Origin of the sequence: Streptococcus oralis subsp. dentisani (genome assembly GCF_002096615.1) — a bacterium.
Lineage (GTDB): Bacteria > Bacillota > Bacilli > Lactobacillales > Streptococcaceae > Streptococcus > Streptococcus oralis_U.
In genome coordinates this window covers 155903-171154 of the sequence record NZ_NCUX01000030.1, presented here as the reverse complement: position 1 = coordinate 171154, position 15252 = coordinate 155903, and the positions used below count along the sequence as shown (strand labels likewise).

General features: G+C 42.2%; 6 protein-coding genes and 1 pseudogene. 6 read left to right on the top strand and 1 reads right to left on the bottom strand.

The features are described 5' to 3' along the window. Positions 1–542 (bottom strand): annotated as a pseudogene (locus tag B7708_RS04290) (transposase family protein); the annotation flags it as partial. Positions 543–843: 301 nt separating this feature from the next. Here B7708_RS04290 and B7708_RS04285 point away from each other — a divergent pair. The 6 genes from B7708_RS04285 to metK all read left to right on the top strand — a co-directional run bounded on the left by B7708_RS04285 (position 844) and on the right by metK (position 15244). Continuing rightward, entirely contained in the window at positions 844–1413 is a 570-nt protein-coding gene (locus B7708_RS04285) for an IS30 family transposase (RefSeq protein ID WP_084974003.1), read from the top strand. 170 nt (positions 1414–1583) lie between these two features. After that, positions 1584–3770, top strand: coding sequence for a PTS transporter subunit IIBC (locus tag B7708_RS04280; RefSeq protein WP_142358265.1), 2187 nt, complete (start codon positions 1584–1586; stop codon positions 3768–3770). 51 nt (positions 3771–3821) lie between these two features. Further along, positions 3822–4637 (top strand): endonuclease/exonuclease/phosphatase family protein, encoded by an 816-nt coding sequence (locus B7708_RS04275; RefSeq protein ID WP_084974001.1) that lies wholly within the window; start codon positions 3822–3824, stop codon positions 4635–4637. A gap of 204 nt (positions 4638–4841) precedes the next feature. Beyond that, the gene (locus tag B7708_RS04270; protein WP_084973999.1) at positions 4842–12092 is read left to right on the top strand and encodes an SHIRT domain-containing protein; all 7251 of its coding nucleotides are present in this window, start codon (positions 4842–4844) and stop codon (positions 12090–12092) included. A gap of 274 nt (positions 12093–12366) precedes the next feature. Further along, positions 12367–13710 (top strand): DEAD/DEAH box helicase, encoded by a 1344-nt coding sequence (locus tag B7708_RS04265; RefSeq protein ID WP_084973997.1) that lies wholly within the window; start codon positions 12367–12369, stop codon positions 13708–13710. Positions 13711–14053: 343 nt separating this feature from the next. After that, a complete protein-coding gene (gene metK / locus B7708_RS04260) occupies positions 14054–15244 on the top strand; it encodes a methionine adenosyltransferase (protein WP_084973996.1) in 1191 nt (396 codons plus the stop codon). Positions 15245–15252 lie beyond the last annotated feature (8 nt).

Below are 15252 nucleotides of genomic sequence, written 5' to 3'. Positions count from 1 at the left end.
TTCAAAATCTTGCGCAATGAAACTCATCTTCATCTCCCGATTGAAACAGTCACTCCCCTGACTGTTTCAACGTCCCAGGACATAATCTCAGGAAGTCGACTAAAATCAGGCTTAAAGTGAAAGTCATTGAGCTTTCGGATAACAGTTGAAGTTGAAATGGCCAGCTGATAAGTAATATCAGTCATAGAGGTCTTTTCAATCAACTTTTGAGCAATTTTTTGGTTGATGATACGAGGGATTTGATGATTTTTCTTGACTAGGGAAGTCTCAGCCACCGCCATTTTCGCGCACTGATAGCATTTGAAACGACGCTTTTTCAGAAGAATTCTTGTAGGCATACCAGTCGTTTCAAGGTAAGGAATTTTAGATGGTTTTTGGAAGTCATATTTCTTCATTTGACTTCCGCACTCAGGGCAAGACGGGACGTCATAGTCCAGTTTAGTGATGATTTCCTTGAAGGTATCTCTATTAACAACATCCATAATTTGGATATTAGGGTCTTTAATATCGAGTAGTTTTGTGATAAAATGTAATGGTTCCATATGATTCTTTCTAATGATGGTTTGGTCGCTTTTCATTATAGATCTTATGGGACTTTTTTTCTACAACAAAATAGGCTCCATAATATCCATAGGGGATTTACCCACTACAAATATTATAGAGCTTCTTCTTTTAGCGCTTGTATAAAAATTGAAAGTTCTATAATGAAGTTAGCCAGCCAACTTTCCTAAAAATGAGCTGGTTCAACTAGTCTATGTTGTCAAATGAAATCTAGTTATAGGCATAAGAAAACACCTCTGTGTTATACTTGTTGTTCACCACAAACACAAGAAAGGCACAGAGATGCAAATCAATTATACTACAAAAGCTAAACACTTGACAATCCATAGCCGTCGGTTAATCGAACGATGGAAAAATGAAGGAAAATCAAATAGAGAAATCGCCTCTCTACTTGGAAAAGCTCCTCAGACCATCCACAATGAAATCAAGCGTGGTACAGTCCTACAATGTATTGGAAAGGGACGTTTCAAAGCGAAAAACTACTGTCTACTGGCCTTGACGGATCAAAGGAGCAGACATCAAATCATTCGATTAATTCCAAATAAAATCGCTGAGTCTGTCAATCAGGCTCTAAGACTCATCTTAAGACAACACAAGATTCTTTCCAACACGGCAGATAATGGAGCCGAATTCAACCGCTTATCTGATGTGTTTTCTAAGGAGCATATCTACTATGCACACCCCTATGCCTCTTGGGAAAGGGGAACCAATGAGAATCACAACAGGCTCATTCGTAGATGGTTACCTAAAGGAACCAAGAAAACGACCTCCAAAGAAGTCGCCTTCATCGAAAACTGGATCAATAACTATCCTAAAAAATGCTTGGACTACAAGTCTCCCAGAGAAGACTGATTACTGGCTAACTTGAACTTGAAATTTAGCACTTGTATAAAAATTTAAGAAAAACGGAAAATTTTTTTATAAAAGCCTTTACAAAAAAAATAAAAGTGGTATAATTAAAGTATAAACAAGTGCAAACGTTTTCGTAAAACGTTTGCCTAAATAAAATAAAGGAGATTTGAATGATGAAAGCTACATTCAAAAATGTCTTGTCTTTCGAGTTTTGGCAGAAATTCGGTAAGGCTCTAATGGTGGTTATCGCCGTTATGCCAGCGGCTGGATTGATGATTTCAATCGGTAAATCAATCGTGATGATTGACCCAAATCTTGCTCCTCTAGTGATTACAGGTGGAATCCTTGAGCAAATTGGTTGGGGGGTTATCGGTAACCTTCATATTTTGTTTGCCCTTGCTATTGGGGGAAGCTGGGCAAAAGAACGTGCAGGTGGTGCATTTGCAGCTGGGCTTGCCTTTATCTTGATTAACCGTATCACAGGTACTATCTTCGGTGTTACAGGTGATATGTTGAAAAACCCTGAGGCTATGGTCACTACTCTCTTTGGTGGCTCAATCAAGGTTGCTGACTACTTTATCAGTGTTCTTGAAGCACCAGCCCTTAACATGGGTGTCTTCGTAGGGATTATCTCAGGTTTTGTAGGGGCAACTGCCTATAACAAATATTACAACTACCGTAAACTTCCAGACGCACTTTCATTCTTTAATGGTAAACGTTTTGTACCATTTGTCGTTATTCTTCGTTCAACAATTGCAGCGATTGCACTTGCTGCTTTCTGGCCAGTAGTTCAAACAGGTATCAATAGCTTTGGTATTTGGATTGCCAACTCACAAGAAACTGCACCAATTCTCGCACCATTCTTGTATGGTACCTTGGAACGTTTGCTCTTGCCATTTGGTCTTCACCACATGCTCACTATCCCAATGAACTATACAGCTCTTGGTGGAACATACGAAATCCTTACTGGAGCAGCAAAAGGTACACAAGTATTTGGTCAAGACCCACTTTGGCTTGCTTGGGTGACAGACCTTGTTAACCTTAAAGGTTCAAATGCTGACCAATACCAACACCTTCTTACAACTATCACTCCAGCTCGTTTCAAAGTTGGTCAAATGATCGGTTCATTCGGTATCTTGATGGGTGTCATCGTTGCTATCTACCGCAATGTTGATGCTGACAAGAAACACCAATACAAGGGTATGATGATTGCGACAGCCCTTGCAACATTCTTGACAGGGGTTACTGAACCTATCGAGTATATGTTTATGTTTATCGCAACACCTCTTTACCTAGTGTATGCTCTTGTTCAAGGTGCTGCCTTTGCTATGGCGGATATTGTTCACCTTCGTATGCACTCATTCGGTTCAATTGAATTCTTGACTCGTACTCCGCTAGCTATCAACGCTGGTCTTGGTATGGATATTATTAACTTTATCTGGGTAACTGTCCTCTTTGCTGTGATCATGTACTTCATCGCGAACTTCATGATTAAGAAATTCAACTACGCAACTCCAGGACGTAACGGAAACTATGAAACTGCTGAAGGAGCATCAGAAGATGCAGCTTCAGGTGAAACAAAAGTTGCCGCTGCTTCTCAAGCTGTAAATATCATTAACCTTCTTGGTGGTCGTGCAAACATCGTAGATGTAGATGCATGTATGACTCGTCTTCGTGTAACTGTTAAGGATGCAGATCGTGTTGGTACTGAGGAAGAATGGAAAGCTGAAGGGGCTATGGGACTTGTCATGAAAGGACAAGGTGTCCAAGCTATCTATGGACCAAAAGCTGACGTGTTGAAATCTGATATCCAAGATATCCTTGACTCAGGTGAAGTAATTCCTGAAACTCTTCCAAGCCAAATGACAGAAGCTCAACAAAATACTGTACATTACAAAGGTGTAACTGAGGATGTTTACTCAGTAGCTGACGGTCAAGTCATTGCCTTGGAACAAGTGAAAGACCCAGTTTTTGCTCAAAAAATGATGGGTGATGGTTTTGCAGTAGAACCAGCCAATGGAAATATCGTATCTCCAGTTTCTGGTACTGTATCAAGTATCTTCCCAACAAAACACGCTCTTGGTCTTGTGACTGAAGCAGGTCTTGAAGTACTTGTTCACATCGGTTTGGATACTGTAAGCCTTGAAGGTAAACCATTCACAGTTCACGTTTCTGAAGGACAAAAGGTTGCTGCTGGTGATCTTCTTGTTACAGCTGACTTGGATGCTATCCGTGCAGCAGGTCGTGAAACTTCAACAGTGGTTGTCTTCACAAATGGAGATGTTCTCAAATCTGTTAAATTAGAACAAACTGGTTCTCTTGCAGCTAAAACAGCAGTTGCTAAAGTAGAATTGTAATATGCTTGAGGTTGGAAGCTGTTTTCCAACCTCTTGTTTTAGGAGAAAAGCATGAAATTTTTAACACTCAATACCCACAGTTGGATGGAGAAGGAAGCAGAAGAAAAATTCCAGCTCTTACTCCAGGATATTCTTGAAAAAGACTATGATTTGATTTGCTTCCAAGAAATCAATCAAGAAATTACTTCGCCTGAGGTAGAGGTTGATCATCTTTATCAAGCTTTACCAGCGGCAGAACCCATTCATCAGGATCACTATGTCCGACTCCTGGTCGAAAAATTGGCTGAGAAAGGGAGAACCTACTACTGGACTTGGGCTTACAATCACATCGGCTATGACCGCTATCATGAAGGTGTAGCAATCTTATCTAAAACGCCTATTAAGGCGCGTGAAATTTTAGTGTCTGATGTAGATGACCCAACGGACTACCATACTCGTCGCGTTGCCTTGGCTGAGACAGAGGTTGAAGGGAAGGAGCTTGCTCTTGCAAGCGTCCATCTCTCTTGGTGGGATAAAGGTTTCCAGGAAGAATGGGCTCGATTTGAGGCTGTGCTGAAAGGTTTGAACAAACCTCTGATTTTAGCTGGTGATTTCAATAACCCAGCTGGTCAGGAGGGCTACCAAGCGATTCTAGCTAGTCCTCTAGAGTTACAAGATGCTTTTGAAGTTGCGAAAGAGAGAAGCGGTAGCTATACCGTTCCACCAGAAATTGATGGTTGGAAAGGAAATACCGAACCGCTTCGAATTGACTATGTCTTTACAACGAAAGAGTTAGAAGTAGAAAGCTTGCATGTAGTTTTTGATGGTCAGAATAGTCCGCAAGTCAGTGACCACTATGGTTTGAACGCGGTATTAAATTGGAAATAAAAGCAAAAAATGAAAGGGAGCGATTCCTTTCATTTTTTTACAAAAATCCCTATAATCACAATTTTAGAGAAGAAAGTTTTTTGTATATTTGTATATTATGAGAAAATATCCACAAATAAATTTTTAAAAATTCACGGTCAAAAAAATCGATAATATCAACTATTTATGATAAAATAGAAATGATGAAATAAAAGGAGGACTGGAATGTTTTTTCAGGATAGAAAGATAAAATATTCAATCCGCAAATTGTCAGTTGCTACTGTGTCACTTGCGATTGGATTTTTGTTTGCGCCTGCGGTCATGGGAGCCACTCAAGTAGCTCAAGCTGATGAGCTTACGGCTACTGAACAAGTGGAGAATAAAGCAGAGAGTCAGGTCTCGGTGGGCTCTTCTACAATAGAGCAAGCAGAGCCTCAGAAAGAAAACCAAGTTACTTTGAAATCTTCTGAATCTACCGTAGCAGAGACAAGTGAAGCACTAACATCTACAGGCTTTAGAAATGCTCAACCAGCTACAGCAACAAGCCAGCCAGCTGCAATCACTGCTCAAACAGCGTCAGCAAATGCTAGTCTCAATAAGAGCGCTTTGGAGAACTACCTCAAAGAGTTGCGCTGCAAGGACTTTTCAAGTAAGACAGACGATAGTCTAGAAATCTTGAATGGCGTGATGACAGCGGCTGATAGCGTACTTCAAACTGCGACAAAGCAAGAAGAAATTGATAAAATTTATCGCAATCTAGTGACTTTTGTCAATTCAGGTCTTCGTGATAAAAATCCGAAAGTCATCCCAGACAAGGATAAGACTCCTCACACAGCAATTTATGAGTTTGAAAGTGCTACACCAGGAAAATCAGCTCCGTGGGGACTGAGCTACTTAAAGCCAGAAGACACAAAAATCTACAAAAAGGGCGATAAAGTAAAGGCCATCCAGCCAACTGAAACAACTTATGTAGAGAATGATGGAAGTGGTAGATGGACCTTTAAGGGTTATGACTATGATAGCCAGGTGATTGACAAAGATGATGTCTTCTTCACAGGTAAGTGGGAATTTACACCGACACCATATAAGGCAACCTATAGAGCGGTTAATGGATCACCTGGAAAAACTTTGCCATCTTATGTTGCAAATTGGAGTCCAGAAGATAAAAGAAGATTTGCTGAGGGTGAAGTAGTAAAAGCACAAGAATTTCACTATGTTTTTTATACTTCAGAAGAATATCCTAACCGAAAAGGCTATTGGGCTTTGACTGGCTTTGATGCTCCAAGTAAAGTGGCAAACAATGGCGATGTAGAGTTCGTAGGAACTTGGAAATACTTTGAGGATGTCACTGTATCCTACAAACCTATGAACCAGCACGATTTTGAGAATTTTTATCATTTACCAAGTAGTCCTAAGACCTCACGTGACGAATATAAATTACCTCTTCCTAAGGAGATAAAAGATCTAGAAAGTAAGCTATACGATTACAAGCTTTCTCTCAATCAGTTTGATAAACGTGATGAGTATTTACCTAAAAATATACTGGATACGGTAGCAGCCTTGCTTCGCTACGATGAAGCTCAAAATCTCTACAAACCCTTCTATGATGCGGAAAATGAAGGAAATTGGACCTTTGAGGAAGATGTAGTAGATTTAACCTTCAGTCGTGAACTAGAGCGGGCGGCTACATATGGGGAAATACCAAAAGTTACAATACCATTGGAGTTTGTATTTAAAGGGGTTCCTCGGAAACCGACTTATGAGTTTGTCAGTGGAACGGCTGGCAAAGCACTACCTGCTGAGATCAATAATCTGAAGCCGGTAGATATGCCTGAATGGGAGTATGCAAAGAGAAAGCAATACCCGAAAGGTGAGATGGTTCAGTCTGTTAGACCGACTCAAGAGTCCTACTATGATGCAATTAACAAGGGTACCTGGACCTTTACAGGCTACGATTTTACTGAAAAACCAGTAAGTGAGTGGGATCATAAAGGATGGAACCTTAAGTTTACAGGTACTTGGACTTTTGTAGCGGATAAGTACTCAGAAAACTATGAGTTTGTTAGCTCAGATCCTAGTCGATCTCTACCAGCTGCAGTTAAGGCCTTGACGCCAAGTAATACAAATACTTACGATAATGGCGATACTGTATATGTGGAATATCCACGTGAGACGACCTACATGGACTTTGATAACGAGGGTACTTGGAAATTTAATGGCTATGACGCTAATAGCAAGGTAGTTAATCAAGATAAAGTTCTCTTTACAGGTAAATGGTCCTTCACACCACACAGAGATAAGACTGTTTCCTTTGACTTTGTCAGTGATACCCCAGGGAAGGCTATTCCGAATGATCTGAAGGCGCAAATTCCAGCTTCTATCACGACATCTCCGAAAGATTATTCTGATAATGTTAGATATGTCATTGAAAGTTTCTATACATACACAGATGATGATAATGATGGTACATGGAAGTTTATTGCTCCTGAGAAGATAGAAAAACCATCTGATGATGAGGACTCTACTTACACACTCCACTGGGTCTTTGAACCGACCAAGCGTAGTGTTTATTATGACTTCTATACAGATTCAAAAGATGATTCTGGTCAAACGATCTATCCGCCATCAACTTTGTATAATTTAATCACTTACGAAAGAGAATTTGTCAAGGGTGAAAAAGCTCGCGTTAAAATGCCGTCTAAAACAAGATTTGAGGATCCTGATGGCCGAGGGACTTGGGTATTTGATGACTACTATGAAGATGATAATACGACTATTTCTCCACGTGTGAAAACAGTCGGGGCAGGAGACGTTATCTTTAGAGGGAAATGGATTTTGGTTCCTACCAATCAGTCTGATACGATCTATAGAGTGGAGTATAAATTTACTAACTCGACTCCTGCGTATCCTCTTCCAAATAAGATTCGCGACATGCTTTCAGCTGGCACTGATTTCGTTGCACGAGCTGATGATTACAAAGATGCAAGCAAACTTGACACCACCACAGTAACTGTTCCGACAGGTACATGGACCTTCCATGGTTTTGATGCGGATAAATACGGAAAAGCTATTGCAGGTACGAAAGTGAAGACCATCACAGGATCTTGGAGCTTTACGCCAAATGGTATAGACTATCAGTTCCAATCAACTAATCCTGCTTTTGCACTACCAGATCATATCACCAAGTTGACTCCGAAAAATCCTTATGATTACAAGTTATATACTAAGGAAATTCTGGCTGAACAACCAAGTGAAACGACTTATGTTGATATAGCAAATAAAGTGACTTGGACATTTGCAGGATACGATAAAGAAAAAATCGTTGTAGCAAAAGGCAGACAGACTTTCCTTGGAAGCTGGGTACCTACTCCAAATCCAGAATATGTATTCAAATCTTCTGACGCACGTGTTCCATTGCCACAAAGTATTTTGGGAATGCTTCCAAATGATGAGGCTTCTTATAAGGTTGGTGACACCATTGTAGCCAAACAACCTGCTAAAGAATCAGTAGTTGAAGAAGAAAAAGACTATGTCTGGACCTTCAAAGGTTACGATCAGAAGAATGCGACATATAATGGCAAGCGCGTGACATTTACAGGTATCTGGGAAGCAACGCCTAGACCGCATCATGTAAGCTATACTTTTGAAAGCGAAACGGCTGGTGTTGATTTGCCTGAATTTATCCAGAAGAAAGCGCCAAAAGATGGCTCAACTTACTTCAACGGGACGAGAGTTTTTGCAGAAGAGCCGACAACAAAGACTTACAAAGATGATATGAACGATGGTAGCTGGACTTTCCTTGGTTACGATGCCAAAAGTAAGTTTGTGAAAAAAGCTGATTTGACTTTCACAGGTAAGTGGAAGTTTGAAGCTAACAAGTATCAAGCAAGTTACCGCTTCGAGAGTGAGACAGCAGGTAAGACTCTTCCAGCAGCCATCGCAGCCTTGACTCCAAGTGACAGTGCAACTTATGTGAATGGTGCCTCTGTTTCCGCTCAGCAACCATCTCAAACTACATACACAGATACTGTGAACGACGGCACATGGACCTTCAAGGGTTATGACGCAGCTAGCGCCGTTGTCAACAAGTCCAATGTAGAGTTTGTAGGGAAATGGTCCTTTGAAGCTAACAAGTATCAAGCAAGTTACCGCTTCGAGAGTGAGACAGCAGGTAAGACTCTTCCAGCAGCCATCGCAGCCTTGACTCCAAGTGACAGTGCAACTTATGTGAATGGTGCCTCTGTTTCCGCTCAGCAACCATCTCAAACTACATACACAGATACTGTGAACGACGGCACATGGACCTTCAAGGGTTATGACGCAGCTAGCGCTGTAGTCAACAAGGCTAATGTTGAATTTGTAGGAAAATGGGCCTTTGAAGCTAACAAGTATCAAGCTACTTACCGCTTCGAGAGTGAGACAGCAGGTAAGTCTCTTCCAGCAGCCATCGCAGCATTAACCCCAAGCGATAGTGCAACTTATGTGAATGGTGCCTCTGTTTCCGCTCAACAACCATCCCAAACCACTTACACAGATACTGTGAACGACGGCACATGGACCTTCAAGGGTTATGACGCAGCTAGCGCTGTAGTCAACAAGGCTAATGTTGAGTTTGTAGGAAAATGGTCCTTTGAAGCTAACAAGTACCAAGCTACTTATCGCTTCGAGAGCGCAACATCAGGGAAAGCACTTCCAGCAGCCATCACAGCCTTGACTCCAAGTGACAGTGCAACTTATGTGAATGGTGCCTCTGTTTCAGCTCAACAACCATCCCAAACCACATACACAGATACTGTGAACGATGGCACATGGACCTTCAAGGGTTATGACGCAGCTAGCGCTGTAGTCAACAAGGCTAATGTTGAATTTGTAGGAAAATGGTCCTTTGAAGCTAACAAGTACCAAGCTACTTATCGCTTCGAGAGCGCAACATCAGGGAAAGCACTTCCAGCAGCCATCACAGCCTTGACTCCAAGTGACAGTGCAAGATATGTGAATGGTGCCTCTGTTTCAGCTCAACAACCATCCCAAACCACATACACAGATACTGTGAACGATGGCACATGGACCTTCAAGGGTTATGACGCAGCTAGCGCTGTAGTCAACAAGGCTAATGTTGAATTTGTAGGAAAATGGTCCTTTGAAGCTAACAAGTACCAAGCTACTTACCGCTTCGAGAGCGCAACATCAGGAAAAGCTCTTCCAGCAGAAATCAGCACTTTGACTCCAAGCGACAGTGCAACTTATGTGAATGGTGCCTCTGTTTCCGCTCAACAACCATCACAAACTACATACACCGACGCAGTGAACGACGGCACTTGGACCTTCAAGGGTTACGACGCAGCTAGCGCCGTTGTCAATAAGTCCGATGTTGAGTTTGTAGGAAAATGGTCCTTTGAAGCTAACAAGTACCAAGCTACTTATCGCTTCGAGAGTGCAACATCAGGAAAAGCTCTTCCAGCAGCCATCACAGCATTGACTCCAAGTGACAGTGCAACTTATGTGAATGGTGCCTCTGTTTCCGCTCAACAACCATCCCAAACCACTTACACCGACGCAGTGAACGACGGTACTTGGACCTTCAAGGGTTACGACGCAGCCAATGCAGTCGTGAACAAGGCAAATGTAGAGTTTGTAGGGAAATGGGCCTTTGAAGCTAACAAGTATCAAGCAAGTTACCGCTTCGAGAGTGAGACAGCAGGTAAGACTCTTCCAGCAGCCATCGCCGCATTGACTCCAAGCGACAGTGCAACTTATGTGAATGGTGCCTCTGTTTCCGCTCAACAACCATCACAAACTACATACACCGACGCAGTGAACGACGGCACTTGGACCTTCAAGGGATATGACGCAGCTAGCGCCGTTGTCAACAAGGCTAATGTTGAATTTGTAGGAAAATGGGCCTTTGAAGCTAACAAGTATCAAGCAAGTTACCGCTTCGAGAGTGAGACAGCAGGTAAGACTCTTCCAGCAGCCATCGCAGCCTTGACTCCAAGCGACAGTGCAACTTATGTGAATGGTGCCTCTGTTTCCGCTCAGCAACCATCTCAAACTACATACACAGATACTGTGAACGACGGCACATGGACCTTCAAGGGTTATGACGCAGCTAGCGCTGTAGTCAACAAGGCTAATGTTGAATTTGTAGGAAAATGGGCCTTTGAAGCTAACAAGTATCAAGCTACTTACCGCTTCGAGAGTGAGACAGCAGGTAAGTCTCTTCCAGCAGCCATCGCAGCATTAACCCCAAGCGATAGTGCAACTTATGTGAATGGTGCCTCTGTTTCCGCTCAACAACCATCCCAAACCACTTACACAGATACTGTGAACGACGGCACATGGACCTTCAAGGGTTATGACGCAGATAGCGCTGTAGTCAATAAGTCCGATGTTGAGTTTGTAGGAAAATGGGCCTTTGAAGCTAACAAGTACCAAGCTACTTATCGCTTCGAGAGTGAGACAGCAGGTAAGACTCTTCCAGCAGCCATCACAGCATTGACTCCAAGTGACAGTGCAACTTATGTGAATGGTGCCTCTGTTTCCGCTCAACAACCAGCTCAAACCACATACACAGATACTGTGAACGACGGCACATGGACCTTCAAGGGTTATGACGCAGATAGCGCTGTAGTCAATAAGTCCGATGTTGAGTTTGTAGGAAAATGGGAATTCAAGGCGAATCCGACAAATGCTGAAACTTATACGCCTCAAGTAACGGAAGAAACTATCAAGGTTGGTCAAACACCAGACTTGACCGATAATGTGACGAACTTGCCAAGCCTTCCAGCTGGCACTAAGGTAGTAGATATCACACCTGCAGGTCAAATTGATACTACAAAACCAGGTACTTATAGCGGTACAGTTCGTATTGATTATCCAGATGGTTCTTCTGCTGAAGTTTCTGTACCAGTTAATGTTTTGCCTGCACCGGTAATTGAAACCTATAAAGTGACTTACCGCTTCGAAAGTGCCACGGCAGACAACAATTTGCCAGCAGAAGTATTGAGCTTACTTCCGCAAAGTGGAACATATACTACAAGTACTTCTGCAGCAATTGCTTTCGTTCCAGAAGCGCCGATGCCTGTAGAAGTTGCTGTTGCAAATGGTACATGGACATTCCTAGGTTATCAAGAAGTGGAAGAGGGAGCAAATCTAACCTTCGTCGGTAAGTGGTCCTTTGAAGCTAAGCAAGCTCCTATTCCGCAACCAGCACCTCAACCAAATCCAGTTCCGCCAGTGAATCCAGGAGAAGAGCAGGGATCTGATAATAATCAGGCAGATAGACATCAACCAGAACAACCAAGAAAACCTGAAGAGAATCCACCAGCTCAAAGTCCAGCAGGAGAAAAGGTAAAACAAGCTACATTGCCAAATACAGGAAGTACTGCACCACTTTCACTCATTGGACTAATGACAAGCTCTCTTCTTGCAGGTCTAGGAGGATTACTTCTTGGTCGCAAGCGGAAAGATGATTAAACACTGATTTTATCTAGAGTATATCGACTTTTATAAGATTATTAAGCAGGTAGTTGACTGTTTGACAAATCTATCTGAGTCACAAGCTTTAAGGCTGAGAGAAGACTAATTTGGTCTTCTCTTTTTGTATTTTTGTTAGAAATCAAATGTTTAATTTTAAGTCTAAGAGTGGTATTTGGAGAAATTGAGAGCCTTGTGATAGGTCAGATGAGTTGGACTACTGAAAATGTTCAAAATATGGTATAATGGTTAGACGAATAGAATCGAGGATAATATGTCATTTACGAAATTTCAGTTTAAAAATTATATAAAAAAGGCTTTGGAGGAGTTGAAATTTACAACTCCTACCGAAGTTCAGGAAAAGTTGATTCCTATTGTCTTGGCAGGTCGTGACTTGGTCGGTGAGTCAAAAACAGGTTCAGGGAAGACCCACACTTTCTTGCTACCCATTTTCCAGCAATTGGATGAAACTAGCGATAGTGTGCAAGCTGTAATCACTGCTCCAAGTCGTGAGTTAGCTACTCAGATTTACCAAGCAGCTCGTCAGATTGCAGCTCACTCAGATGTCGAAGTCCGTGTGGTTAATTATGTGGGTGGTACGGATAAGGCGCGTCAGATTGAAAAACTTGCCAGTAGCCAACCCCATATTGTCATCGGGACGCCAGGGCGTATCTATGACTTGGTCAAATCTGGTGATTTGGCTATTCACAAGGCTAAGACTTTTGTTGTCGATGAAGCCGATATGACCTTAGATATGGGATTCTTGGAGACAGTTGACAAGATTGCAGGAAGCCTTCCAAAAGACTTGCAATTCATGGTCTTTTCAGCAACTATTCCACAGAAGTTGCAGCCCTTCTTGAAAAAATATTTGTCAAATCCTGTCATGGAGAAAATCAAGACCAAGACAGTCATCTCTGATACCATTGATAATTGGTTGATTTCGACCAAGGGTCGTGACAAGAATGCTCAGATTTATGAGTTAACTCAAGTCATGCAACCTTATCTGGCTATGATTTTTGTGAATACCAAGACGCGGGCAGATGAATTGCATTCTTATTTGACTGCTCAAGGATTGAAGGTAGCTAAGATTCATGGGGATATTGCTCCTCGCGAGCGAAAGCGAATCATGAATCAGGTGAAGAATCTTGATTTTGAGTACATTGTCGCAACAGACTTGGCAGCGCGTGGAATTGACATTGAAGGTGTCAGTCATGTCATTAATGATGCCATTCCGCAAGACTTATCTTTCTTTGTCCACCGTGTTGGTCGAACTGGACGAAATGGCCTACCAGGTACAGCTATTACCCTTTATCAGCCAAGTGATGACTCGGATATTCGTGAGTTGGAGAAATTAGGGATCAAGTTTATTCCTAAGATGGTCAAAGACGGAGAATTCCAAGATACCTATGACCGTGATCGTCGCGCCAATCGTGAAAAGAAGCAGGATAAGCTTGATATTGAAATGATTGGCTTGGTTAAAAAGAAAAAGAAAAAAGTCAAACCAGGCTATAAGAAGAAGATTCAATGGGCGGTGGATGAAAAACGCCGCAAAACCAAGCGTGCTGAAAATCGTGCACGTGGTCGTGCCGAGCGAAAAGCCAAACGCCAAACATTCTAAGAACAAAATTGGAGCTGAATGGCTCCTTTTTCTAACTTCGTTTTATGAATTTTCAAAAATACTGCAAAAAAAAGTAAAAAGTGGTATAATGATAAGGTTATATAGTCCCGATAAGATGGTAGAAATTTCTATCAGTACTTTGTAACTCGCAAAGAATGATGGCTCCAAAGTCGCTCTTCATTCTACGGTTGCCGCTATTAAGCGGTCACCCTATGCGCCTTACTAGCTTCAGAAATAAAAAAGTATCGTTTTTATTTCTTTCGTGTCGTAACTCTTAGACTATAGAAATACCTATCAGTACTTTGTAACTCTATAACAATATTTTTTAAGGGGGGACATTTTTATGTCAGAACGTAAATTATTCACGTCTGAATCTGTATCTGAGGGGCATCCGGATAAGATTGCAGACCAAATTTCAGATGCGATTTTGGATGCTATTTTAGCAGAGGATCCAGAAGCGCACGTTGCTGCTGAGACAGCTGTATACACTGGTTCTGTCCACGTTTTTGGTGAAATTTCTACAAATGCCTATGTGGATATTAACCGTGTGGTTCGTAATACCATTGCAGAGATTGGTTACACCAATACAGAGTATGGTTTTTCTGCGGAAACAGTTGGAGTTCATCCATCGCTTGTTGAGCAGTCACCGGATATCGCCCAAGGGGTCAACGAAGCCTTGGAGGTTCGTGGAAATGCAGATCAAGATCCACTTGACTTGATTGGAGCAGGTGACCAGGGTCTTATGTTTGGATTCGCAGTGGATGAAACAGAAGAACTCATGCCATTACCAATTTCACTCAGCCACAAACTGGTTCGTCGCTTGGCAGAACTTCGTAAGTCTGGTGAAATCAGCTATCTTCGCCCAGATGCAAAATCACAAGTTACAGTTGAGTATGATGAAAATGATCGTCCAGTACGTGTGGATACAGTCGTTATTTCAACTCAGCACGACCCAGAAGTCAGCAATGAACAAATTCACAATGATGTGATTAACAAGGTTATCAAAGAGGTGATTCCAGCCTCTTACTTGGATGAGCAGACAAAATTCTTCATCAATCCGACTGGTCGTTTCGTAATCGGTGGACCTCAAGGAGACTCAGGTTTGACTGGTCGTAAGATTATCGTGGATACGTATGGTGGCTACTCTCGTCATGGTGGTGGTGCCTTCTCTGGTAAGGATGCGACGAAGGTGGACCGTTCTGCGTCATATGCAGCTCGCTACATTGCCAAAAATATCGTTGCAGCAGGTCTTGCTAAGAAGGCAGAAGTGCAATTGGCCTACGCTATCGGTGTTGCCCAGCCTGTCTCTGTTCGTATCGATACTTTTGGCACTGGAACGGTAGTTGAAAGCAAGCTTGAGAAAGCAGCACGTCAAATCTTTGACCTTCGCCCTGCAGGAATTATCCAAATGCTAGACCTCAAACGTCCAATTTACCGTCAAACAGCGGCTTATGGACACATGGGACGTACAGATATTGACCTTCCGTGGGAACGTTTGGATAAGGTAGATGCTTTGAAAGAAGCTGTGAAATAAAATGAAAA